The following is a 23,887-nucleotide window of genomic DNA, read 5'->3' as shown; positions in this document are numbered from 1 at the left end:
ACGCGTAGAAAACTCAAGAAGCGTCGCGCTTGCGCGGCGCTTTTTTCATTTGTGTGCTCCGATTATCTTGTCTCTTTATAACCGCAAAAAAGGGCCGCGCGCTGACGCGCCAGGAGTCCCGATGAATCTTCGACTCGCTTCCCTTCGGGCCATGTTTGCGCGCCCAGATACCTGCCGCCTCGCGGCCACAGCCGCGTTGGCGTTCCTGCTGACGGGCGCGAGCCTCGGCAGCGCATTGGCCGTGCCACTTGATGCCGCGAGCACGCCGGACGGCGCCGCGGCATCTGCGCCCGCGGCGGCGTCTGGGTCTTACGCGGGCGGCGGGCAATATACGGTCAAGCCGGGCCAGTCGCTGAACGACGTGGCGATCGCGGTCACCCAATCGCGCGATCGGGCCACGCTCGCACGCGCGGCCCGCGCTTTGTTCGATGCGAACCCGAACGCGTTCATGGGCCACGATCCGAGCCGCATGCGTCTTGGCTCGGTGTTGACTGTGCCGCCGCTCGACGCGTCGGGCGCAGTGGCGGCGACCGCAGCGGCGGCCTCCGCGCCGACGGCTGGCAGTGGTTCGGCGTCGAATGCTTCCGTCGCGGCGGCCGCGAGCGGCGCCGCGCAAGGCAGTGCCGCGGCGGCGAGCGCGACCGGCGCGGAAAGTCCCGCCACGCAAGCGGCCACGACAACCCCGCCTACCGCTGCCGCGCCAACTGCAGCGGCCAGCGCTGCGGCGGACGCAAGCTCGGCGGCTTCCAGCGACGCTGTTTCGTCGGCGCCGGCCGCGGGCTCGCAGGCGGCGTCGGCTGCGAGCGGCACGCATGTGTGGGCCGGATCGGTTCAGCCGTCGGCGAGCGGGGCCGCCGCTGTCACGGGCGCCTCACAGCCGCGCGCCCAGGTGTCCAGCTTGCAGCAACTGCTCGCGCTGAAGAACCGCGTGCTGATGGAATTGCAAAAGCATGGCATAGGCGGGGCGCCAGCGGCGCCGACCACTGCTTCGGGGAGCGGTACGGCATCGGTGGCGGGGGCATCCACTGCGGCTGTCGTGCCTGGGCATGCAGGCGCCGCTATGTCGACGTCCAACGAACCCGGCATTTCGCAGACGAACCTCGCGGTAGGCGCCGCGGTCGGCGCGGCGCTGGTTGTACTGTTGGCTGCTTTGCGCATGGGTCGGCGCAAGCGTGAGCGCCTTGCCGAGGCGCGCCGAGCCGAAGCGTCGGAGAAGGCCGAGTCGTCGGGTGACGCGGAACTGGCGGCTTCGGTTGCTGCACGCGGCGAGACGGTCGACGCAGATGAGGGCGCTGACGTTGGCACCGCGGCTGCGCAGCAGGCACCCACGGCAGCGGCAGCCGCCGCGGTAGCCGCTGCCGAGCGCGAAGCGGCTGAAGGCGACGCCGCGGCACGCGAAATGTCGGAGCGCGTCGCTGCCGAGCGCGAGGCGGAAATGCGCACTGCGGCCGCACGAGACGCACAGGCGCGCGAAGCGGAGGCTCAAGCCGCCGCCCAGCATGCCGCAGCACAAGATCAGGCGGCATTGCGTCAAGCTGAACTCGCGTCGGAACGGGAGCGCATGGCGGAAGACGTGGCATCGCACGACCGGTCACCAGAAGATGCAACTCGAGATATGCCGCGCGAGGCAACTGACGAGCTGGCCACAGCACGACAGCCCGAATCTCATGAACCTCCGGCGGCTTCGGTGGTGCCCCATGCGGAACTGCCCGCCGAACCGCGCTCGGAGCAAGACGACGAGAACCTGCAGAATGCGACCACAGCGGCAAGCCTCGGCGCTGCAGCCGAACTGGGCGCCGACGCTCTGCCGCGAGCGCCGCTCGAACCGTTGAATGAGGCGTGGGAACCGGAACCGCTGTCGCATCGTCTGGAATGGGACGACGAACCGCTGCCGCCCGAGCCGATGGAGCCGTCGCTCCCGCAGACTTCCGCAGCAGCCCCGCAAGTGCACGACGACGAACTGGGCACGCCCACGGAGCCTCGCGTGGCAGCGTCGACAGAATTCCCGCGCGACGCCGTCGATGCTTTCGGTAGCCTGGACATGCCGTTGCCGCCGCGCGTCGGCTCGGGCGCCGAACCCATGCACGCCCCGGAATCGCTGAGCAGTCAACCCGTTGCGTCGCCCGAAACGACGGCGCGGCAAGCCGTTCCGCCGCCTCCTGACGCAGATGAGGCGCCGCACGCCGCCGACGAGATCGCTGCGGGCACAGCGGGCCGCGGCGCGGTGGCAGGCTTGGGCGCCGGTAGTCTGGGCACGGCGGGTTTCGGCGCGCTCAAACTCGACTTCGACCTTGAACTGCCGCCCAGCCCGACGCAGCCGCTGCCCGCGTTCACGCCCGCGGATCTTGCCCGCATTGCGCGGAACAAGCTGGAGCTGGCCGCCGAGTACATCGAACTCGGCGATCTGGCCGGCGCGCGCACGCTGATCAACGAAGTGATCGAAGCCAACGATCCGGCCACGCGCAACGACGCCCGCGCGCTGCTCTCGACGCTCGCTCCGTTGTCGTGAAGCGGATTGCGCTAGGCGTTCAGTACGATGGCACGGCGTTCTGCGGTTGGCAGTCGCAGCCGCATGGCAACACGGTTCAGGACGAGCTGGAACGGGCGCTGCGCGAATTCGCGCAGACGCCTGTGCACACTGTCGTCGCGGGGCGGACGGACACGGGCGTGCACGGCTTGGGTCAGGTCGTCCATTTCGACACCGAACTGGAGCGCGCCGATGTGTCGTGGGTTAGAGGCACGAACTCGTTTCTGCCGAAGACCATTTCGGTGCAGTGGGCCAAGCCGATGCCCGAAGCGTTCCACGCGCGGTTTTCCGCGTTCGAGCGCACTTATTACTATGTGCTGTACGTGCACCCGGTCCGTTCGCCGATGCTCGCGGGGCGCGCGGGTTGGGTCCATGCGGCGCTGGATATCGACGCGATGCGTGCAGCAGCCGCGCATTTGATCGGCGAACACGACTTTTCGGCGTTCCGCTCGTCGCAATGCCAGTCGAAGACGCCGGTCAAACATTTGTATCAGATCGACATTCAGCAGCACGGCGACTTCGTGCATTTTCGCTTCAGGGCAAACGCATTCCTGCATCACATGGTGCGCAATGTGATGGGATGCCTGGTTTATATCGGCAAAGGGCGTCGTCCGGTTCAATGGATGGCGGAGGTCCTCGCGGGCCGCGACCGCGAATGGGCTGCGCCGACTTTCATGCCCGACGGCCTGTACCTCGCGCAGGTGGGCTATCCTGAGCACTTCGCCGTGCCCGCGCCGCAGACCGGCAGCGTGCCGTGGAGCACCGTATGGAACGAGCAGGCACAAACATGAGTTCGACTGACATTCTCGCCGCAGACAACGCCGCGGCGGCATCAGATGCCCGCGGCGGGCAGCAAGCCGTGCCCCGGCGCACGCGCATCAAGCTGTGCGGCCTCTCGAAAGCGGCCGACGTCAGCCATGCCGTCGACCTGGGCGCCGACGCCATCGGCCTCGTGTTCTATCCGCCGAGCCCGCGCACGGTAAGCGTCGCGCAGGCTGTCGAGCTGGTGCGGGACGTGCCGCCCTTCGTTTCGGTGGTTGGCCTGTTCGTGAACCCCACGCCGGACTGGTTGCGCGAAGTGGTGAGCAATGTCGGGCTCTCGCTCTTGCAGTTTCACGGCGACGAGACGGCGGACCAGTGCGAATCGCTTGCCGGCATTGCGGGTTTGCCTTGGTTGCGTGCGTTGCGCGTTGCGTCGGATACTCAGTCGGCCGATTTGGTAAAATCGGCTCTCAACTATTCAGGCGCCAATGGCTTTCTGTTCGACACTCATGTCGAAGGCTATGGCGGCGGCGGGAAGGTTTTCGATTGGTCACTTATTCCAGCAGAGCTCGCGCGTCGGGCCGTTTTGAGTGGTGGGTTGAACGCGCAAAACGTCAGTGATGCGATCCATCGCGTGCGCCCGTACGCGGTCGATGTCTCGAGCGGCATCGAAGTGCCGGGCGCCAAGGGCGTGAAAGATCACGCCCGGATGGCGGCGTTCGTACGCGCAGTGCGCGCGGCGGACGCCGGGTGATTCCGCGGTGCGGCGCCTTTGGAGCGCGCCGCACGCCACGAAAGAGTGATCCTCATGTATAACTTGCCTGACGAAAGAGGCCATTTCGGCCAGTTTGGCGGCGTGTTCGTCGCTGAAACGCTGGTTCACGCACTCGACGAGCTGCGTACCTCCTACGAGAAATTCCAGAAGGACCCGAGCTTTATCGCGGAGTACGAGCGCGAGCTGAAGTACTTCGTGGGCCGGCCTTCGCCGATTTATCACGCACAGCGCTGGAGCGAACTGCTCGGCGGCGCGCAGATCTTCCTCAAGCGTGAAGACCTGAATCACACCGGCGCGCACAAGATCAATAACGTGATTGGTCAGGCCTTGCTGGCCAAGCGCATGGGCAAACCGCGCGTGATTGCGGAAACCGGCGCCGGACAACATGGCGTGGCGACTGCAACGATCGCGGCCCGCTTCGGCATGGAATGCGTGGTCTACATGGGCGCGGAAGACGTGCGCCGCCAGGCTGCGAACGTGTACCGGATGAAACTGCTCGGTGCGACGGTGGTGCCGGTCGAGTCGGGCTCGCGCACGCTGAAAGACGCGCTGAACGAAGCCATGCGCGACTGGGTCACGAACGTCGAGAACACGTTCTACATTATCGGCACGGTCGCGGGACCGCACCCTTATCCGATGATGGTGCGCGACTTCCAGCGCGTGATCGGCGACGAGTGCAAGGTGCAAATGCCCGAACTGATCGGGCGTCAGCCTGACGCGGTGATCGCGTGCGTTGGCGGCGGTTCGAACGCAATGGGCATCTTTTATCCCTATATCGACGATACTTCCGTGCAGTTGATCGGCGTGGAAGCGGCTGGCGACGGCATCGAGTCGGGCCGGCATGCGGCGTCGCTCATTGGCGGCAGCCCCGGCGTGCTGCACGGCAATCGCACTTACCTGCTGCAAGACGAGAACGGGCAGATCATCGAAACGCACTCGGTCTCCGCCGGTCTCGACTATCCCGGCGTCGGCCCGGAACATGCGTGGCTAAAAGAGTCTAACCGCGCCCAATACGTCGGCATTACGGACGAAGAAGCGCTGAAGGCGTTCCATGACTGCTGCCGTATCGAAGGCATCATTCCGGCGCTGGAGTCGAGCCACGCACTGGCTTACGCGACGAAGCTCGCGCCGACGCTCGCGAAGGACAAGCACCTGCTGGTGAACCTGTCAGGCCGCGGCGACAAGGACATGCATACGGTCGCCGAGCGATCGGGCATTCAGTTCTGAGCGCGCCCGCGATGCGCGACGAGTTCGACGAACCGCAGCCGACCGCCAGCGAAACGGCGCCGGCTGAGGAACTTCTGGCGTCCGAGGCGCCTGCGGTGTTGTTGCCGCAGGTGCCCGCGGGCATCCAGTTGTTGAACCGCGATTTTCTGACCGATGTGGCGAATATTCCCGACGGGTCGATCGACCTGATCCTTTGCGACCCGCCGTACGGGCTCGGAAAGGATTATGGCAACGACTCGGACATGCGCAGCGGCGACGACTTTCTCGCCTGGACGCGCGGTTGGCTCGAGCTTGCCATTCCGAAGCTCAAGCCGTCGGGCTCGCTCTATATCTTCTGCACATGGCAGTACGCGCCGGAAATCTTCAGCTTCCTGAAGACAAAACTCGTGATGATCAACGAGATCATCTGGGACCGGCGGGTGCCGAGCATGGGTGGAACGACGCGCCGTTTCACGTCGGTGCACGACAACATCGGTTTTTTCGCGGTGTCGAAAGACTATTATTTCGACCTCGATCCCGTCCGCATTCCGTACGATGCCGCCACGAAGAAGGCGCGTTCGCGTAAATTGTTCGAAGGGAGCAAGTGGCTGGAGCTTGGCTATAATCCGAAGGACGTCTGGTCTGTATCGAGGCTGCACCGGCAACACGCCGAGCGCGTCGATCATCCCACGCAAAAGCCTTTGGAGATTGTCGAGCGCATGGTGCTGGCAAGTTGTCCGAAGGGCGGCCGCGTGCTGGACCCTTTCATGGGCAGCGGCACCACCGCAGTCGCTTGCGCCCGTCAGCAGCGCGAATTCGTCGGCTATGAGATCAATGAAAGTTACTGCGCAATAGCGCGCGAGCGCGTCAGCGCCGCCGCTGCCGCACCCGCCGGGCGCGCGCCCGTCAAGGCGCGAGCGCAGCGGCAGCCCGAAGTGCAATGAAGCTTCGCGCCACGCGCAGTAGCTCAATCGAGAATAACTCCATGTCCCGTATCAAAAACACATTCGCTGCGCTGTCCGAGCAGGGCAAAAAAGGCCTGGTTCCTTTCATGACGGCCGGCGACCCCGACCCGGCCCGCACGGTCGAATTCATGCACGCGCTGGCTGCGGGCGGCGCCGACGTCATTGAACTCGGCGTGCCGTTTTCCGACCCGATGGCCGACGGCCCGGTCATCCAGCAATCGTCCGAGCGGGCGTTGGCACACGGCGTGTCGTTGCGTCACGTGATGGCGGACGTCAAGCGGTTCCGCGAAACCAACGACACGACGCCTGTCGTGCTCATGGGCTACGCCAACCCGATCGAGCGCATGGGCACCGAAGCCTTCGCGCAGGCGGCGAAGGAAGCCGGCGTGGACGGCGTGCTCGTGGTCGACTACCCGCCGGAAGAATGCGCGAATTTCGCCGAAAAGATGCGTGCAGCCGGCATCGACCCGATCTTCCTGCTCGCGCCCACGTCCACCGACGAGCGTATTGCCGAAGTCGGCAAGATCGCGAGTGGTTACGTGTATTACGTGTCGCTAAAAGGGGTGACCGGAGCGGCAAATCTGGACGTTTCCAGCATCGCGAGTAAAATCCCGGCGATCAAGTCGCGCGTGCCCCTGCCGGTGGGCGTCGGTTTTGGCATTCGTGACGCCGAAACGGCCCGCCTCGTGGCCGAAGTTTCCGACGCCGTGGTGATCGGCAGCCGTATCGTGCAATTGCTCGAGCAGGCCGCCCCGGAAACTGCCGCTGAGACGCTCACGCGTTTCGTCGCCGAGGTGCGCGAGGCGCTCGATAGCGTCGCGACTGCCCGATAACAGTCATTTTGTCGTCTGTAGTGCGAGCGGTGGGTTGGCCCCGCCGTTTGCGCAACCGTTGACCCCAGAAGGATTCAATATGAGCTGGCTCGATAAGCTGCTGCCGCCGAAAATCAAACAAACCGATCCGAAGAACCGCAAGGGGATTCCGGAAGGCCTGTGGATCAAGTGCCCGTCGTGCGAAGCCGTGCTGTATCGCAACGACGTGGAGGCCAATCTGCACGTGTGCCCGAAGTGCGACCACCACATGCGCATCGGCGCGCGCGAGCGGCTCGACAGCCTGCTGGACCCGGAAGGCCGCTATGAAATCGGCCAGGAAATCGTGCCGGTCGACGCCCTCAAGTTCAAGGACAGCCGCAAGTACCCGGACCGCCTGAAAGAGGCCATGGACGAGACCGACGAGACCGACGCTATGGTGGTCATGGGCGGCGCGATTCACACTTTGCCGGTCGTGGTGGCCTGTTTCGAGTTTTCGTTCATGGGCGGCTCGATGGGCTCCGTGGTCGGCGAGCGTTTTGCCCGCGGCGCGCAGAATGCACTTGAGCAGAAAGTGCCGTTCATCTGCTTTACCGCGTCGGGCGGCGCGCGCATGCAGGAAAGCCTGCTTTCGCTAATGCAGATGGCGAAAACCACCGCCATGCTGACAAAGCTGGCCGAAGCCAAGCTGCCGTTCATTTCCGTGCTGACCGATCCGACCATGGGCGGCGTGTCGGCGAGTTTCGCGTTCCTCGGCGACGTGGTGATCGCGGAACCCAAGGCGCTGATCGGCTTTGCCGGCCCGCGCGTGATCGAACAGACCGTGCGTGAAAAGCTGCCGGAAGGCTTCCAGCGCGCCGAGTTCCTGTTGACGAAGGGCGCGATCGACATGATCGTGGACCGTCGCAAGCTGCGCGAAGAGCTCGCACAACTGATGGCGCTCCTGAGCCACCAGCCGGCGGACGCCGTCGCGTAAGTTCGGCGAAGCGCACGGGCCCCGAGGCCGGCTTCCCGGCCGCAGTCACGGTGCCTCGGCATCCAGCCCGCGCGGCACCGTCCGCGAAAATTCTGCAAAACATAGCGCGCCGCATGGGCAGTCAAGCGGCGCGCTGTCATTTCCGGGATAATCACGGTCTCACATACTGCGCGAGGCGCCTTGCCGCGCATGTTTGTCACACCGCTCAATGATTTTCTCGCGATTCACCCGATGACCACATTCCCCACCCTCGACGCGTGGCTCACGCATCTCGAATCCGCGCATCCGGTCGGCATCGACATGGGTCTCGCCCGCATCAGCCAGGTGCGCGACGCGATGCAACTGTCGTTTGCCTGCCCGGTCATCACGGTGGGTGGAACGAACGGCAAGGGTTCGACGTGCGCGATCCTCGAATCGATCCTGCTGCGCGCCGGTTTCACTGTGGGGTGTCATACTTCGCCGCATTTGCTGTCGTTCAACGAGCGCGCGCGGATCAACGGGCAAATGGCGAGCGACGCCGATCTGCTGCCGCACTTCGAAAAAGTCGAGGCGGCGCGCATGAGCCTCGGGCAACCCGTTTCGCTGACATATTTCGAGTTCACGACCCTGGCGATCATGAGCCTGTTCGCGTCGCGCGGGCTGGACGCGGTGATTTTCGAAGTGGGCCTGGGCGGCCGCCTCGACGCTGTGAATATTCTCGACACCGACTGCGCGATCATCACCAGCATCGACATCGACCACACGGAATACCTGGGCGACACGCGAGAGAAAATCGCGCTGGAAAAGGCCGGCATTTTCCGCCCCGGCAAGCCCGCTATCTGCGCCGACCCGGTTGCACCGCAAACGCTGATCGACCATGCCGAGCAGATCGGCGCCGAACTGTGGCTATTTGGCCGTGATTTCCGCTACGAAGGGCAGGCCGGCAGCGAGCGGCAGCAATGGAGCTACGTGGGCCCGACGCTGCGGCGCTCCGCGCTCGCCTATCCGGCGCTGCGCGGCGCCAATCAGTTGATCAACACGTCCGCCGCATTGGCCGGCCTGGAAGCGCTGCGCGACCGTCTGCCGGTTTCGGCCCAGGACATCCGCCTCGGCCTCGCGAACGTCGAGTTGCCCGGACGTTTTCAGGTATTGCCGGGCAAGCCGGCCATCGTGCTGGACGTCGGCCATAATCCGCACGCGGCCGCGGTGCTCGGCCAGAACCTCGGCAACATGGGCTTCTTCCCCTACACCTACGGCGTGTTCGGCATGATGGCCGATAAGGACATTGCCGGCGTGCTCGCGCATCTGAAGGGCGAAATCGATCACTGGTGCGTCACCGACCTGCCGACGCCGCGAGCGGCATCGGCGCAACAGCTTGAAGACGCGCTGCGCGATCAGGGCGTGCAGGACAGCGGCGACAGCAGCGTAACGCGTCACGCGACGCCCGCAGAGGCGTACCAAGATGCGCTAAAGCGGGCGTCAGAGAATGATAGAATTGTGGTTTTCGGCAGTTTCTATACGGTAGCGGGCGTTATGGCCTACCGTAAATCGCAGCAACACTGAACGGGCGCCACGCTCGAACCAAGCGATTCATGGGAATTTTCTCGTTCGGCAAGAAAGACGACGCGCCCAGCCGGCGCGGCGCAAACACCAGTTCCACCCGGGCCGCCCGTAGCGAGCGCGTGGAGCGGCGGACCCGCCGCACGGAGCGCACCGTCGATGCCGATGCGATGCTGCTCGACCCCACGCTGCCGGAAAAACAACGTGCGCGGCGCCGGCTGGTCGGCGCGATTGCGATGGTTGTGGCAGCGGTGGTCGTGCTGCCCATGGTGCTCGACTCGCACCCGAAGCCGGTTACCGACGACATCTCCATCGACATTCCCAGCCGCCCCGCGCCCCGGGCCGCCAGGCACGAGGTAGACACGCAGGCCGGCGTCGCACCGGATAACCCCACGCCGGACGCCGCACTCGCGGCATCAAGTCTCGCGCCGGCCACGTCGGCCGCGCCGTCGGTTGCACAAGGGCAAGCGGGCACCGCGAGGAAAGACACGAGCCAGCAGGCCGGCAAAGAAACTACGCACGCCGAGGCGAACGCCGATCCCGCTCCCGCCGCGAAGCCTGCTGCGAGGGCGCAAGCGCCCGCGGTTGCAGCCAATACTGCGACGGCACAGGCATCCGCGCCACAGGCGTCGAAACTGGCCAACAATCCCACCAGGAGCGCGGCTAATAGCGCGGCTAACACTGCAGCCAACAAGCCGGCAACCCGCAGCAATACGACGGCCGCCGCGCCGTCCGCGGACGAAACCAATGCCGCAGCGAACGCGGACGCGAATTCCGGCACGCCGTCCTCGCCGGCGGGCAGCCGTTTCGCGGTCCAACTAGGCGCCTTTGCAAACGAAGCGAACGCGCGTAATTGGGCAACCAGGTTGAAAGCGGCGGGCGTACCCGCATATACCGAACATCGGAAGCAGGCAGACGGCTCGACGCTTACGTTGCTGCGCGCCGGACCCTTCGCGGATCGCGCAGCGGCAAGCGCCGCCATTGCGAAGGTTCGCGAGGCCGGCTTGGGGTCGGGCGCGAACAACGGCTCCGCACAGTAAAGCGAGCGATGTTCACTGCCTTCGACTACGCTGTAATGGCGGTCATCGGTTTGTCGGCCTTGCGCGGCACATGGCGCGGGTTTCTGTCCGAAGTGTTTGGGCTCATCGGCTGGATTGCGGCGTTTTTCATTGCTTGCCGCTTCGTTGGTTATGTCGTGCCGTATATCCCGTCCACGTGGCCGGGCGGCGCGTTGACCCAGTGGCTGTTGGCCTTTGCGTTGGTGGCGATCGGCGTGGTGCTGGTGGCAAGCGTCCTGAATGCGCTGCTTTCCCGCATCGTGCAGGCTACCGGCCTGAGCGGCGTGGACCGCTCGCTCGGTTTGATGTTCGGCCTCGTGCGCGGGGTCGTTCTGGTGCTGATTCTGGTCGCCCTTGCCGGCCTGACCGAACTGCCCCAACAGGAATTCTGGCGCAACGCCTTGCTGCGGCCCTATGCGGTCGAGGGCGTGCACGTAATGAAACCGCTGCTTCCGGAAACGCTCGCTGCCTACGTCCGCGTGTGACGATCAGGTGAGTGGCCAAGGAACGCGGCAGCACTCCGGCGCAAACCGGTTGCCTTGGCATCATGTCGCGAACTGTCGCGTCATATCGCGCTCTCGCGAGGCACCGGCCGCTCTGACGAATTTCGTACCTTTGAAGGACATGCCATGTGCGGCATCGTAGGCGTAGTTTCCCATTCTCCGGTCAACCAGCTGATCTATGACAGCCTGCTGCTGCTGCAGCACCGCGGTCAGGACGCCGCCGGCATCGCGACGGCGAACGGCAGCAATTTCCACATGCACAAGGCCAACGGCATGGTGCGCGACGTGTTCCGCACGCGCAACATGCGCAGCCTGCCTGGCAACACCGGCATCGGCCAGGTGCGTTACCCGACGGCCGGCTCGGCGTCGAGCGAGGAAGAAGCGCAGCCGTTCTACGTGAACGCGCCGTTCGGCATCATCCTCGCGCATAACGGCAATCTGACCAACTGGCAGCAGTTGAAAGACGAGATGTTCCGCATCGACCGCCGCCACATCAACACCAATTCCGACACGGAAGTCATGCTCAACGTGCTCGCGCACGAATTGCAGCTTTCGAGCTCGGGCTTGCAACTGGACCCGGCGGCGCTCTTCAAGGCAGTGTCGGGCGTGCATCGCCGGGTGCGCGGTTCGTATGCGATCGTCTCGCTGATCGCCGGTTACGGACTGCTCGGTTTTCGCGACCCGTTCGGCATTCGTCCGCTGTGCCTCGGCAAGCTCGAAACGCCGGAAGGCGTGGAGTGGATGCTGGCGTCGGAATCGGTGGCGATAGAAGGCATTGGCTTTGAGTTCGTGCGCGACGTGGCGCCGGGCGAAGCGGTGTTCATCGACCTCGACGGCAACGTGCATTCGCAGCAATGCGCGACCAGTCCGAGCCTGAACCCCTGCATTTTCGAGCTCGTGTATCTCGCGCGTCCGGACTCGGTGCTGGACGGCGTGCCTGTCTATAACGTGCGTCTGCGCATGGGCGATTACCTCGCCGAGAAGATCAAGCGCGAATTGCCCGACGTTGCAATCGACGTGGTCATGCCGATTCCCGATTCGTCCCGTCCGGCCGCCATGCAGGTCGCGAAGAAGCTGGGCGTCGAATATCGCGAGGGCTTTTTCAAGAATCGCTATGTCGGCCGCACGTTCATCATGCCGGGGCAGGCGGTGCGCAAGAAGTCGGTGCGTCAGAAGCTCAACGCAATGGGCATCGAGTTCAAGGGCAAGAACGTGCTGATCGTCGACGACTCGATCGTGCGCGGCACCACGTCGCACGAGATCGTCCAGATGGCGCGCGACGCCGGCGCGAATAAGGTGATCTTCGCTTCGGCCGCGCCGCCGGTGAAGTTCCCGAACGTCTACGGTATCGACATGCCCACGCGCGGCGAGCTCGTCGCTCACGGCCGCTCGGACGAGGAAGTGGCGCGCATGATCGGCGCCGACCATCTCGTGTATCAGGACGTCGAAGCGCTCAAGCAGGCCGTGCGCGACATCAACCCGGCGCTCAAGGAGTTCGAGGCGTCGTGCTTCGACGGCAACTACGTGACGGGCGACGTAACCACCGAGTACCTCGACCGCATCGAAACCGCGCGTCTTGCGCCGTCGTCGCAATCGGACCGCGATGCGGCCAGCGAAGCAATCGACGGTGGCGGCCCCGCGCGCTCGCAGTTGCATTTGCAGTTGTCGGTAGGCTAAGCCCCGACAGGCGCGGCACGGCGCGGCCGCCTGTGCGCCGCGCGCTACGCCGCACTGCGCCGCACTGCGCCGCCGTGAGCGTGCCGAGCCTGTCGTGGTCGGCGTCCGCGTCGGCGCCGGGCACTTCTTCATAGGCCGACGTATGGCCACTGGCGCCTGGCCGCTGGCCGCGGCCAGGCGCCGCGCAGAAGCAACGCGCTTTCCGGCATTCAACAGTGAATAAGTCGATACGCGGCGCGCTGGGCCAATTGGCCGGCGCGCTTTTTTTGCGCCAGTGATTGATCCGCCAATAAAGGTAGCGCCCGCTGCGGCGCCGTTGAGAAAAGCCCGCTCAGTGCCGCAACGCGCGCCACTGACCCGGCGCGAGCCCGAACCGGCGCGTAAATGCATGCGTATAAGCGCTCTGATCGCCAAAGCCCGTATCAAACGCAATGTCAGTGAGCGAACGCCGCGGATCGGCGAGCAGTGTGAGCGACGTATCGAGCCGCAGCCGCTGCAAATAGCGATGCGGCGTCTCGCCGAACGCTTCGAGAAAAAGTTGATGAAAGCGCCGCATGCCGAAGCCGCAATGCGCGGCGAGGTCGGCGATACGCAGCGGCTCGGACAGATGCGCGCGCAACCAGGCGTCGATGCGCGCGAAGTCGAGCCCGGTAGCGGGCGCGTCTTTGGCCTGCGTGCCCGCGCCTGCCACCAGCGCCGCGCCGAGACGAGCCGCCGCGTCCCAGTGAAAGCGACGAGCCGCGACAGCGCCCTCCGCTGCGCCCTGCGCGGCGCGTAAAGCAATGCGCTGCACGAGCGCGGTGAACGGGGCATCGACAGTAATGGCCCGCGCCCGGTCGAAGAGCCGCTCCGGCACGGCCAGCGTCGCGGCCGGCAAATCCAGCACCAACTGGCGGTTTTCGCCGAGCCCCGCATAGTCGTGCCGCGCGCCCGCGGGAACGAGCCACGCGCAACGCGCGTCGATCTGTTGCTCGATGCCGTTCACGGCCATCACCATCGCACCGTCCAGTCCAAGCACGACCTGGTGAAAGTCGTGCACGTCCGACGCCTCCTGCGCGCCGAAGCGGCGCAGCGAAACGCTAGGAGCGGTCACGGCGGCGTGCGTCATTGGACTGATCAGCAGACAGACAAAGCAAGCGGGGCGAAGCTTCAGACGTCGAGCAACTCAACTTCGAAAACGAGCGTTGCATTCGGCGGAATCACGCCGCCCGCGCCACGCACGCCGTAGCCGAGTTGCGGCGGAATGGTGAGCTTGCGCGTGCCGCCAACCTTCATGCCTTGCACACCTTCGTCCCAGCCCTTGATGACCATGCCGCCGCCCAGCACGAAGTCGAACGGGCTGTTGCGGTCTTTGCTGGAGTCGAACTTCTGACCGTCGGTCAGCCAGCCGGTGTAGTGCACGCTGACGGTCTTGCCGGCAACCGCTTCCGCGCCCGTTCCCTCAACAATATCTTCGTACTTCAAGCCGGACTCGGTAGTCACAGTGGACATGTGTCGCTCCTCGGTTCATAACGTAAAACCGACATTGTAGGCGCGTTCCAGCAGGGCGGTCGAAGAATGCGGCGTGGCACAGGGATTGCAATCTCCATTAGCCATCTGGCCAGGCTGGTGGTGCCCGTTGCCATGCCTATAATGGGACTTTCCCAATCATCATGCATTGCCTGAGAGGTCGATCGTGACAACGTCTTCAACCGGAGCAGCCGGCGCGCAAACGGCGGGTTCCGGGTTCGTCGTATCCGAACGCACCGCGCATCTGCGGGCCGAATCCGCGCTTTTCATGCGCGACCACGTGCTTTCTCTGGTGTCGCACGACCTGCGTGGTCCGTTGAACGCTATCCATAGCTGGGCGTATGTGCTCGAGCGCAAGCTTGACCCGAACGATCCGAACTCGCAGCGCGCGGTCACGGGCATTCGCAACGGCGTGGATCAACAGGTGAAGCTGCTCGAGACGATTGTCGACGCCACGCGCGCCGAAACCAAATCGCTTGCGCTCAACTATGCGCCGTTCCCGCTGCATCCATTGCTCGATGAAACCGTTGACGAGGTGCGCTCCGCGCTCGCGCGTACACGCGGCGTGGAGCTCGTGATCAACTCCCAACTTGCCACGGAGCAACTGAATGGCGACCGCGAGCGTCTGGCGGCGGCTCTGTGGGTCATGCTGACTTTCGCCGTCGAATCGAGCGCGCAAGGCGCGGCTGTCACGCTCGAATCGCGTGCGGACGCAACCAGTTGGCACGCCGCAGTCACCTACGAAACGAGCGCCGCACTGGTCGATGCTTCGTTGCCGCACGTGCTCGAAGCGTTCGCGCGCAAGCAGGCTCGCGAACCGCGCGAAGCCAATCGCATTGCATGGGTGCTCGCGCTATGCAAGCGCGTGGCAGAAGCGCATGGCGGTGGTTTCGAACAACAGGACGCGACGGAAAGCACGCCGGCCACACTTATGCTGCGCATTCCGCTGAGCGCTCCGCCGGCCCGATGAGCGGTGACGCGGATGAGGCGCCGTCCGCAATAAACTTTTCGATCACCTTTCGCCCTCTATACTGACAACTTTTGTTGCCGGAGCCTCCGCTTTGATCCAGGTTGTCGCCCTTATCGGCGCATTGCTACTCGTCGCCCTGAACGGTTTTTTTGTTGCCGCCGAATTCGGCCTCGTCAAACTACGGCAGACGCGCGTGCAAAGCCTCGCGGAAAAGCACGGATTGCAGGGTCGCCTGCTCGCCAAGGTACATGCCCGCCTGGACGCCTATCTGTCTGCGTGTCAGCTTGGTATTACGCTCGCCTCGCTCGGCCTGGGCTGGATCGGCGAGCCTGCATTCGCGGACCTGCTCACGCCGCTATTCAGCCTGGCCGGCGTGCAGTCAGAGCAACTGATTCACGGCATTTCGCTGTTCTTCGCGTTTTCATGTATCTCGTTCCTGCATATCGTGGTGGGCGAACTCGCGCCCAAGTCGCTCGCCATTCGCCAGGCGGAGAAGATCTCGCTGTGGACCGCCATGCCGCTGTACGGCTTTTATTGGGCGATGTATCCGGCTATCTGGTTGCTCAACACCAGCGCAAACGCGGTGCTCAAGCTCGCCGGGCTCCACGCGGAGCACGCGCACGACTCGCATTATTCGACCGACGAGCTCAAGCTCATTCTGCGCAGCCGCCGTACCAATGTGGCCTCGGAGCGCGGCTCGCCCGAAGACGCGTATAGCCAGGACGAGTGGAACACCATCGCGCATTCGCTGGATTTTTCGCGCATGACCGTGTCGGATCTGATGCGCCCCGCGTATGAAATGGTTGGCTTGAGGCTCGATTTGCCGTTGCGCGAAAACATGCTGATGGTGGCGCGGCATCGCTTCAGCCGTTACCCGCTCTTTGAAGATGCATCCGGCGAGCGCGTTGCAGGCATGATCCACCTGAAGGACCTGCTGCTCGCGCGGCATGCTGGCAGCACGCTCGACGATCTCTCGCACTACGCGCGGCCAGTTCAGTACGTCAAGCCAGACATGCCGGCGCTCGAACTGTTTCGCCGCTTTCGCAAGGGCGCGCCGCATTTCGCGCTGGTGGGTCGCAAGAATGCGAAGCCTATCGGTTTTCTCACCCTCGACAATCTGCTGGGCGCGCTTGTCGGCCAGATTCACGACGAATTCCGTCAGGGCGACGCCGACTGGACGCGCATGGACGACGGCACGCTGATCGGCAAGGGCAGCTTGCCGGTGGTGTCGCTCGAACGCGCATTGGGTATCGACATCGACGAGGGCAAAGCAGAGTCCGTCGGCGGCCTTGTGATCCAGGCCCTCAACGATCTGCCTGCCGAAGGCCAGCGCGTGGAATTCGACCGATTCGATGTCGTCGTGAAAAAGATGAAGGGCCCGCGCATCGTGCTCGTGCGCGTGTACCCCAAAGTTTTCGACGACGAAGGCGGCTAGCGCCTTTCTCGCGCAACGACGTGTCACAGCGCGTCACAGCGCGCCCTCGTCACGCGACAACGCGCAATGACGCTCGCCACGCGCCACAACGCGCTACAACGCGCCATGACGCGCCACAACGCGCCTTCGTATCTTCCGCCGCCCAGGCAGCTCACCATTCCATGTTCAGTGTGCCGTCAACTGCGCGGCACCCCGTCTTCCACAAGCACCGCAATCGGCATGGCCGCCAGCGCGTCGCGCAAATACAGCGAGCCGTTTTCATCGACCTTCGGCGCGGCCGGACTGAGCCAGTCGAACAACGCACGCGAGGACAGATCCGTCGGCATCTCGACGGCGGTGTCTTGCCACGCTTCCGGGGCGACCATCGGCAGATCGCCCTGTTCGCCGAGCAGGCCAGCCGCGAGCCGGCTCGACACGACGACGGCCCACGCATTGCCGTGTCGCCGCGCAAACGCAATCACGTTCGAAGCATGCGCGCCGCGTATCGTGAGCGGCAGATAAGTGCCCTGGCAGAGCAACTCCGGCAAATGCGCGCGTAGCGCGAGCACACGCTGCACGACCGCGAGCTTCACACGTCCGTCGCGCCACGTCGGCAAAAATTCGGATGGCGGGGTTTGCGCAAGCAACGCGGCGCGCTGTTCGAAGTCGACCGGCCTGCGGTTGTCCGGATCGACGAGACTGAAGTCCCACAACTCGGTGCCTTGATAAAGATCGGGAATGCCAGGCGATGCGAGCCGCAACACGGTCTGCTGCAGGCTATTGAGCGCGCCCGCGCGCGCAATGCGTGCGACGAACGCGGCCAGTTCCCTGAGAAAGCCGTCGCGCCGCTGCGGCGCGAGAATGTCGAACAGGAAGTCGCGACAACCGGCTTCGTAGGCTTCGTCGGGCGTGAACCAGTTGGTTTGCAGCTTCGCCTCGCGCAGCGCCTTCAACTGCCATTGCGCGACGCGTTCGGCCAATGCCTTGACGCCCGCTTCGTCGTCCGGCTGAAGCTCGGGCGGCCAGCAACCCACCAGCGTCTGATACAGCATCGCTTCGGCTGCGGGGCCGGGCGCCCAGTCGTAACTCGTGTCCTGGCTCACGCTGCTGATTGGTTTGCCGTCCAGTGAACGGCGCTGCGGCGCGTTCAACGTGGACCATGCGCGCAGGGTCGCGCTCCATTCATGCGGAATCTCGCTTAGCACTGCCAGCCGCGCGCGCACATCTTCACCGCGTTTGTGGTCGTGCGTCGCGGTGCTCAGCATTGCGTGCGGAAAGCGCTGCGAGCGCTCGACGTTGCCCGCATGAAACTGTTCGACCGACAACGCGAATTCTCCCGGATCGGCGCCCACTTCGTTGCGCGACAGGAGCCGGCCGTAGCGATAACAGGCGGTGTCTTCCACAGCCTTGGCGGCGACCGGCGCTGTCAGTTGCGAGAAGAGCGTTTGCGCGGTGCGCCGCGCCGAACTGACGTGGCTCGGCGGCGCGCCGTTCTGCCCTTGCTGCGGCTGAGCGGGGCGCGCGCCAGGCGAGTCGTCCGCGCTTGCACCAAGCCATGTGTTCACGCGGTCGAGCACACCGTGATCGGCGCGCGAAAGCGTGGCGCGCGCCCCGGCCAGCGCCTGTTCGAAGTACACGTTGTCCGCGGCGCTGCGCAAGCCGTTTTGCGGATAGATGCGGTACACCGGAAAATGCACGACCAGCTCGGTCAGCACGCGTCGCAAGCTGGTGAACGTGTAATCGCGCGTGGCCAGCGAGTCGCGCGCGATACGATGCAGCGCCCGCGCCGCGCGGTCGAGCTCCGCGGACAGGTTCTCCGCGACGATCTTGCGCCGCGCGGCCAGTGCTTCGTCTGCGAAATCCGGGCTGCGGCCGGTTAGTTCGGCCCATGCCTGGGCTAGCGGCTCGGCGCCCGCCGGGTCGTGCAGCAGCGCGCCCACGTCGTTCATGAAGTCGTAACCCGTGGTGCCGTCCACCGGCCAGTCGTCGCGCAGCGGTTCGCCGCGCGCGAGAATTTTTTCGACGATCACGTACGGCGTCGTCTCACGCAATTCGCTCAAGCGTTGCCGCAGCCGCTGACAGTACTCGCGCGGCTCCGCCAGGCCGTCGACGTGATCGATCCGCAGCCCGTCGATCACGCCTTCCTGGTACAGACGGAATATCAGCGCATGCGTCGCCTCGAACACTTCGGGCCGCTCCGCACGCACTGCGGCGAGCGTCGAAATGTCGAAGAAGCGCCGCCAGTTCACTTCGTCTGCAGCAGTGCGCCACCACGCGAGCCGGAAGTGCTGGCGCTCCAGCAGCCGATGCAGACGGTCGCGCGTGAGCGGATCGCCCGGCGCATAGCTTTGCAGCACGAATTCAATGGCCGAGGTGCCGTTTTGCGCGACGAACTCGCGCAGCATTTCGCGGCTTTCGGCGGCGCGCGGCTGGTCGGGAGGCTGTGTCGTCAGTCCCTGGAAGCGTTCGGCGAGCGCGCTGAGATCCGCGCGGTCGGCGCTATTGAGGATCGACGCATAATCGACCGGGCAAACCGGAAACACGTGTGGGCCGTAGCCGACATAAAAGCGGCCACTGTCCGCGGCGAAATGCAATGCAATGCGGCCCGAGAGGAGTTCGTCGCCATACGGCGCGCCGAGGGTCGGCAGCAGCACCTTGCCGCGCAAGGCCGGATCGGGCGAATGCCAGTCAACGTCAAAGTGGCGCGCATAGGCGCTATGGCGTCCCCATTCGAGAATGTCGAGCCACCACGCATTGCTGGAGCCGCCTACGCCCATGTGGTTCGGCACCATGTCGACGATCAGCCCCATGCCATGCGCGTGCAGCTTTTCGACGAGGCGCTTCAAGCCCGCCTCGCCGCCGCATTCGGCGCTCACCTGGGTGTAGTCGACGGTGTCGTAGCCGTGCATCGAGCCGGGCTCCGCGGTCGTGATGGGCGACGCGTACACGTGGCTGATGCCGAGCGCGGCAAAGTAGTCGACGTGCTTCGCGGCATCGTCGAAAGTAAAGCCCCGGTGAAACTGGAGCCGAAGAGTGGAGCGCGGGACGGTCATGGCGTATCAGGCTCCGAAGCAGGATTGGCTGAAGGAGTGGAAACGGTCGCGGCGCTGCGCGCGCGGTCAACGGCGAGCAGTCGGTCGCAAAAGGTGTCGTCGAGAAACATTTCGTCGATGGGCAGGTTCATGCGGCGGCGCCAGTTCGGATGCTCGTCGATCGAGCCCGGCAGGTTCGGCTGGTCGCTCTGCGCGAGCAGATCTTCGAGCGGAAAGGTAACGAGCGGCCCGGGCGTTGCCGCGACGAAGGCGAGCGCTTCGTCCACCGGCGGGTTGTCGGTGGGCGGCGCCTCGACGTCGGGTGCAGCCACGCCGGCTTGCTGGAATGACTGCCATAGCTCGGCGCGGTCGCTCGCACGTTCTTCCTGGGCGGCTTCTTCGGGATCGCGGCCATCGGGCCGGGCCATCGTCTGGCCGATCCGGTTGCGCCATGTAATGTCGCTGCCCGCCCACCAGCCGGCGACGGTCGGCAGATCGTGCGTCGTGGTCGTGCCGACCGCATTGCGGTCCCATGCTTGCGGTGGCTTGAAGCCAGTGCCGTCCTCGCCGCGCTCGAACCACAGCACGCGGATGCCGGCAATGCCGTGCTCGTCGAGCCGCTCGCGAAAACCTGGCGGCACCGTGCCGAGGTCCTCGCCGATCACAATCGCGCGATGCCGCCACGATTCGAGCGCGATGAGCCGCAACAGGTCTTCGAGCGGATAGCGCAGATATGCGCCGTTGCTCGCGCTTTCGCCTTCCGGCACGAGCCACAGGCGCCGCAAGCCGAGAATGTGATCGATGCGGATGCCGCCCGCATGCGCGAACGCGGCGCGCAGCATGTCGATGAACGCGGAAAATCCTTGAGTGCGCATTGCGCGCGGCGAGAACGTGGTGAGACCCCAGCTTTGTCCCGCCTGGTTGAAGAGGTCGGGCGGCGCGCCGACGGACACGCCTTGCAGCATGTCGTCGCGATAGGACCATGCGTGGCTGCCGGCGCTGTCGCATCCCACCGCGAGGTCGGCAATCAGGCCCACGGCCATGCCCGCTTCGTGCGCCGCATATTGCGCATGCGACAGACCTTTCGCGGCAAGCCATTGCAGAAAGAGATGAAAGTCGACTTCGTGACGATGTGCTTGCGCGAATGCCTCCACCTCCGGGCTGCGCGGATCGCGCAATGCTTCAGGCCAGTTGCGCCAGTGACCATTGCCGCCTTGCGCGAGTTGCGCGGCTTGCAGCGCTTCGAAACGCGCATGATCTTCCAGGGCGCGCCCCGCGCGCTCGCAGAAGCCGTGAAATTCCAGCGCGCGCGGGGTGTCTTCCGTGCCCTCGCGGGCGCGCTCGTCGGTGCAGAAATTTTCAAAGAGCGCGCGCAAGACTTTCAGTTTGAGCACGACGGCCTTCGGCCAGTCGATGAGCGGCAAGCCTTCCAGCTCGGACCATGCGTCCACGGCGTCGGCGGACTGCATTGCGGCGCGCGCCGCTGCTTTGCCGAACACGGCAGCCGGGTCGATATGCGTGACGTTCAACCACAAGCGCGAAGACGGCGAATAGGGACTAAAGCGGTTTGGCTCCGCGCTGAACATGGCGTGGGTCGGACTGACGGCCAGCGCATGCGCGCCGCGCTTCGCGCTTTCCGCTGCGATTTGTGCGAGCGCCGAATAATCGCCAATGCCGCCATCGCCCACCCGGCGCAAGCCGTAAAGCTGCGTGGCCACGCCCCACAACGGCGGAGCCACGGCGCGCTCGTCGTCGCGCAGACTGCGCCACGCGTCGGCCACGGTGTAGCAACGTGACGGCGCAACCGCGAGCGTCACGCGCTGCTCATGAATTACGAGCGTGTGATAGCCGGGTTCGTCGATGGGCGCGAGCAACGCCTCTTCGCCTTTGGGCGCCGTAAAGCGCCCGTCGATAATCGAGCCGCTCTCCAGCTCGATCCGGTAATGGCTGCCCGACTTCAGCGCCGCGGCGGGCAACGCAATGCCGCGCCCGACCTGTGCGGTCATCAGCGGCGGCAGCTTGCGACCGGACAATTCCGCGTCGAGCGCGGCCGCACTTTGACGGATTTGCGTGGCGTTACCGCATGGCAGACCCATTCGTTCGAGCAGAATCGAGAGGGTTTTCTCGGGCACGCGATGCACCTTGCGATGCGCGTCTTCCCACTCCACCTCGAAACCGGCGCGTGTTGCCAGCGTGGCGATCGTGTCGCCGGAACGTCGGGTACTCACGAGCGGCGCTCCTCTTTGCCGACAATGCGTGCGTCGTGACCGGTCGCGTAGTCGTTGATGTCGCCGGTCAGCCACGCAACGAACGCATGCGCCGGCAGCACCTTCGCGTCGATCTGCTCGCGCACGCGCGGCGGCGTTTCGAAAATGACCTTGCCCGCGGGCACGTCGTTAAACGGCACACTGTCCTTCGACAGATTCAGCGCGAGCGACAGCGTCTCGCCATCGCCCAGCTTCCAGCGTGCGACGAGCGCATTTGCGTCCGCGCCGTTCGTGTCGGTCAACACTGTTGCGTTCAGCGCCTTGCCGTGTTTCAGACGCGGCGTGATCAGTTTTGCGCGCACCGTCAGCGCGGATTTGTAGAAATGCATCCAGTCGAGCCGCTCCCTGGTTTCGTCGTCATGTTGCGAAGCGGACGCCGTTGCCGTCACCGGCGCGGGCGGCGACGAAGCGGCAAACGTCTTCTCGTCGTTCGGATCGGGAATCTGCGCGCGCCGCTTTTCGTCGCTGAACGAGGAGAACCGCGCGAACTCGCGGCGGCGTCCTTCGCGCACGGCGTCGGCGAGATCGCCGGTGTAGTCGGTGAAGAACAGGAACGGCTGCGTCGAGCCGTATTCCTCGTCCATGAACAGCAGCGGAATTTGCGGCGACAGCAGCAGCAAGCCGGTGGCCGCGCGCAATGCTTCGTCCGAGGTCAGCTTGCGCAGACGCTCGCCGAATGCGCGATTGCCGATCTGATCGTGGTTCTGCAGAAACATCACGAACGAGGTGGGCGACAAATGCCCGCTCGGTTCGCCGCGCGGCGCGCCGTCGTGCAGCGGCGACGGATCGCCCTGATACGCGAAGCCCTCGGAAAGCACGCGGGCGAGACGGCGGATGGGCTGGTCCTCATAAGCGTGGTAATAGCCTTCGGTTTCGCCCGTGAGCAGCACGTGCAGCGTGTTGTGCGCGTCGTCGTTCCATTGCGCGTCGAAGTGATGCTCGAGCAGGCTTGCGCTGTTGTGCTCGTTTTCCAGCACGAGATGCACATGTCGACCATGTTGCACATTGGCTCGAATATGGTCGGCCAGCTCGCGCAGCCACGCATGGTTGTCGATGGCGTGCACGGCGTCAAAGCGCAGACCGTCTATCCGGTATTCGTTGATCCAGTAGACCGCGTTGTCCATGAAGAAGTCGCTGACTTCACTGCGCTCGAAGTCGATGGCGGGGCCCCAAGGGGTATGCGTGCCCTCGCGGAAAAACGAACGCGCGTATTCGTGCAGATAGTTGCCGTCCGGGCCAAAGTGGTTGTAGACCACGTCGAGAAACACCATGAGGCCGAGGCCGTGCGCCGCGTCGACCAGAGCCTTGAGATCTTCGGGCCGGCCATACGCGGAATCGGGCGCATATGGCAGCACGCCGTCATAGCCCCAATTGTGCCGACCGGGAAAATCGTTCAGCGGCATCAGTTCGATGGCGGTCACACCGAGCGCCGCCAGCGCCGGCAAACGCTCCTTAACGCCCCGATAGCCGCCCATCGCGCCCACGTGCAGTTCGTACAGCACGGTCTCTTCCCAAGGCCGGCCGTGCCAGTCGGCATGTTGCCAACGGTATGCGCGCGGGTCGATGACTTCGCTCGGGCCGTGCACGTCTTGCGGCTGAAAGCGCGACGCGGGGTCGGGCACCGCGTTGCCGTCGTCGAGACGAAAGCGGTATAGCGTGCCCGCGCCGCTCGCAATGGACGCCTCAAACCAGCCGTTGCCGGCCGGCGTCATGTCGTGCGAGCCTTGCGCGGCGCCATTCTCGATTTCCACCTGCACGCTCTTGCACGACGGTGCCCAGAAACGGAAACGCGTGCGCGGATGGGCGCCCTGGGGCCCCAGCAATTGCGCGCCGAACGGCAGGCAATGCGCGAAATGACGCGCGTTAGGATCGATCGGATGTTCGGACATGACTCTTCA

18 protein-coding genes are annotated in these 23,887 nt (G+C 64.9%); 13 read left to right on the top strand and 5 right to left on the bottom strand.

Features of this window, described 5'->3' with window-relative positions:
- The first annotated feature begins 121 nt into the window (after nucleotides 1-121).
- From JNB89_RS21410 to purF, 11 genes are all read left to right on the top strand, one after another.
- Nucleotides 122-2,509 (top strand): FimV/HubP family polar landmark protein, encoded by a 2,388-nt coding sequence (locus JNB89_RS21410; RefSeq protein ID WP_013342057.1) that lies wholly within the window; start codon nucleotides 122-124, stop codon nucleotides 2,507-2,509.
- Nucleotides 2,506-3,318, top strand: a complete 813-nt coding sequence (truA, locus tag JNB89_RS21405) for a tRNA pseudouridine(38-40) synthase TruA (protein WP_135895294.1) — start codon at nucleotides 2,506-2,508, stop codon at nucleotides 3,316-3,318. The genes JNB89_RS21410 and truA overlap by 4 nt, the downstream gene beginning before the upstream one ends.
- Nucleotides 3,315-4,043 carry a phosphoribosylanthranilate isomerase gene (locus JNB89_RS21400; protein ID WP_223216824.1) on the top strand — a complete coding sequence of 243 codons (729 nt, stop codon included), beginning with the start codon at nucleotides 3,315-3,317 and terminating at the stop codon, nucleotides 4,041-4,043. Before truA ends, JNB89_RS21400 begins: the two co-directional genes overlap by 4 nt.
- A 54-nt stretch (nucleotides 4,044-4,097) precedes the next feature.
- Nucleotides 4,098-5,291 (top strand): tryptophan synthase subunit beta, encoded by a 1,194-nt coding sequence (trpB, locus tag JNB89_RS21395; protein ID WP_135895293.1) that lies wholly within the window; start codon nucleotides 4,098-4,100, stop codon nucleotides 5,289-5,291.
- Between the two features lie 11 nt (nucleotides 5,292-5,302).
- On the top strand, nucleotides 5,303-6,214 hold the full coding sequence (locus JNB89_RS21390) for a DNA-methyltransferase (protein ID WP_220363527.1): 912 nt from the start codon (nucleotides 5,303-5,305) through the stop codon (nucleotides 6,212-6,214).
- A gap of 41 nt (nucleotides 6,215-6,255) precedes the next feature.
- Nucleotides 6,256-7,068, top strand: a complete 813-nt coding sequence (trpA, locus tag JNB89_RS21385; RefSeq protein ID WP_220363526.1) for a tryptophan synthase subunit alpha — start codon at nucleotides 6,256-6,258, stop codon at nucleotides 7,066-7,068.
- A 79-nt stretch (nucleotides 7,069-7,147) separates the two neighbouring features.
- Nucleotides 7,148-8,020 (top strand): acetyl-CoA carboxylase, carboxyltransferase subunit beta, encoded by an 873-nt coding sequence (accD, locus tag JNB89_RS21380; RefSeq protein ID WP_013342051.1) that lies wholly within the window; start codon nucleotides 7,148-7,150, stop codon nucleotides 8,018-8,020.
- Between the two features lie 231 nt (nucleotides 8,021-8,251).
- The gene (gene folC, locus JNB89_RS21375) at nucleotides 8,252-9,562 is read left to right on the top strand and encodes a bifunctional tetrahydrofolate synthase/dihydrofolate synthase (protein WP_220363525.1); all 1,311 of its coding nucleotides are present in this window, start codon (nucleotides 8,252-8,254) and stop codon (nucleotides 9,560-9,562) included.
- A gap of 29 nt (nucleotides 9,563-9,591) precedes the next feature.
- On the top strand, nucleotides 9,592-10,599 hold the full coding sequence (locus JNB89_RS21370) for an SPOR domain-containing protein (protein WP_220363524.1): 1,008 nt from the start codon (nucleotides 9,592-9,594) through the stop codon (nucleotides 10,597-10,599).
- A gap of 8 nt (nucleotides 10,600-10,607) precedes the next feature.
- The gene (locus JNB89_RS21365; RefSeq protein WP_013342048.1) at nucleotides 10,608-11,102 is read left to right on the top strand and encodes a CvpA family protein; all 495 of its coding nucleotides are present in this window, start codon (nucleotides 10,608-10,610) and stop codon (nucleotides 11,100-11,102) included.
- 144 nt (nucleotides 11,103-11,246) lie between these two features.
- Nucleotides 11,247-12,797: an amidophosphoribosyltransferase gene (gene purF, locus JNB89_RS21360; protein WP_013342047.1), complete on the top strand. Its 1,551-nt coding sequence runs from the start codon at nucleotides 11,247-11,249 to the stop codon at nucleotides 12,795-12,797.
- A gap of 331 nt (nucleotides 12,798-13,128) precedes the next feature.
- Here purF and JNB89_RS21355 read toward each other — a convergent pair whose 3' ends face one another.
- Nucleotides 13,129-13,905 (bottom strand): AraC family transcriptional regulator, encoded by a 777-nt coding sequence (locus tag JNB89_RS21355; RefSeq protein ID WP_220363523.1) that lies wholly within the window; start codon nucleotides 13,903-13,905, stop codon nucleotides 13,129-13,131.
- A gap of 41 nt (nucleotides 13,906-13,946) precedes the next feature.
- On the bottom strand, nucleotides 13,947-14,288 hold the full coding sequence (locus JNB89_RS21350) for an FKBP-type peptidyl-prolyl cis-trans isomerase (protein WP_220363522.1): 342 nt from the start codon (nucleotides 14,286-14,288) through the stop codon (nucleotides 13,947-13,949).
- A 184-nt stretch (nucleotides 14,289-14,472) separates the two neighbouring features.
- Here JNB89_RS21350 and JNB89_RS21345 point away from each other — a divergent pair, with 184 nt between their 5' ends.
- Both JNB89_RS21345 and JNB89_RS21340 read left to right on the top strand, forming a co-directional pair.
- Nucleotides 14,473-15,276, top strand: a complete 804-nt coding sequence (locus tag JNB89_RS21345; RefSeq protein WP_220363521.1) for a sensor histidine kinase — start codon at nucleotides 14,473-14,475, stop codon at nucleotides 15,274-15,276.
- 91 nt (nucleotides 15,277-15,367) lie between these two features.
- Nucleotides 15,368-16,711 (top strand): hemolysin family protein, encoded by a 1,344-nt coding sequence (locus JNB89_RS21340; RefSeq protein WP_220363520.1) that lies wholly within the window; start codon nucleotides 15,368-15,370, stop codon nucleotides 16,709-16,711.
- Between the two features lie 176 nt (nucleotides 16,712-16,887).
- Here the strand turns inward: JNB89_RS21340 and treY are convergent, their stop codons facing one another.
- Genes treY through treZ form a run of 3 tightly spaced genes read right to left on the bottom strand, consistent with a single transcriptional unit; the run spans nucleotide 16,888 to nucleotide 23,878 of the window.
- Nucleotides 16,888-19,743, bottom strand: coding sequence for a malto-oligosyltrehalose synthase (treY, locus tag JNB89_RS21335; RefSeq protein ID WP_220363519.1), 2,856 nt, complete (start codon nucleotides 19,741-19,743; stop codon nucleotides 16,888-16,890).
- Nucleotides 19,740-21,950: a 4-alpha-glucanotransferase gene (gene malQ, locus JNB89_RS21330; protein WP_220363518.1), complete on the bottom strand. Its 2,211-nt coding sequence runs from the start codon at nucleotides 21,948-21,950 to the stop codon at nucleotides 19,740-19,742. Before malQ ends, treY begins: the two co-directional genes overlap by 4 nt.
- Complete coding sequence (treZ, locus tag JNB89_RS21325) at nucleotides 21,947-23,878, bottom strand: malto-oligosyltrehalose trehalohydrolase (RefSeq protein WP_220363517.1); 1,932 nt, start codon at nucleotides 23,876-23,878, stop codon at nucleotides 21,947-21,949. The genes malQ and treZ overlap by 4 nt, the downstream gene beginning before the upstream one ends.
- Nucleotides 23,879-23,887: the final 9 nt, after the last annotated feature.

Source organism: Paraburkholderia phenoliruptrix, from assembly GCF_019511605.1.
Taxonomy (GTDB): domain Bacteria; phylum Pseudomonadota; class Gammaproteobacteria; order Burkholderiales; family Burkholderiaceae; genus Paraburkholderia; species Paraburkholderia phenoliruptrix_A.
The sequence above is the reverse complement of the archived record's forward strand: the minus strand, read 5'-3'. Positions and strand labels throughout refer to the sequence as shown.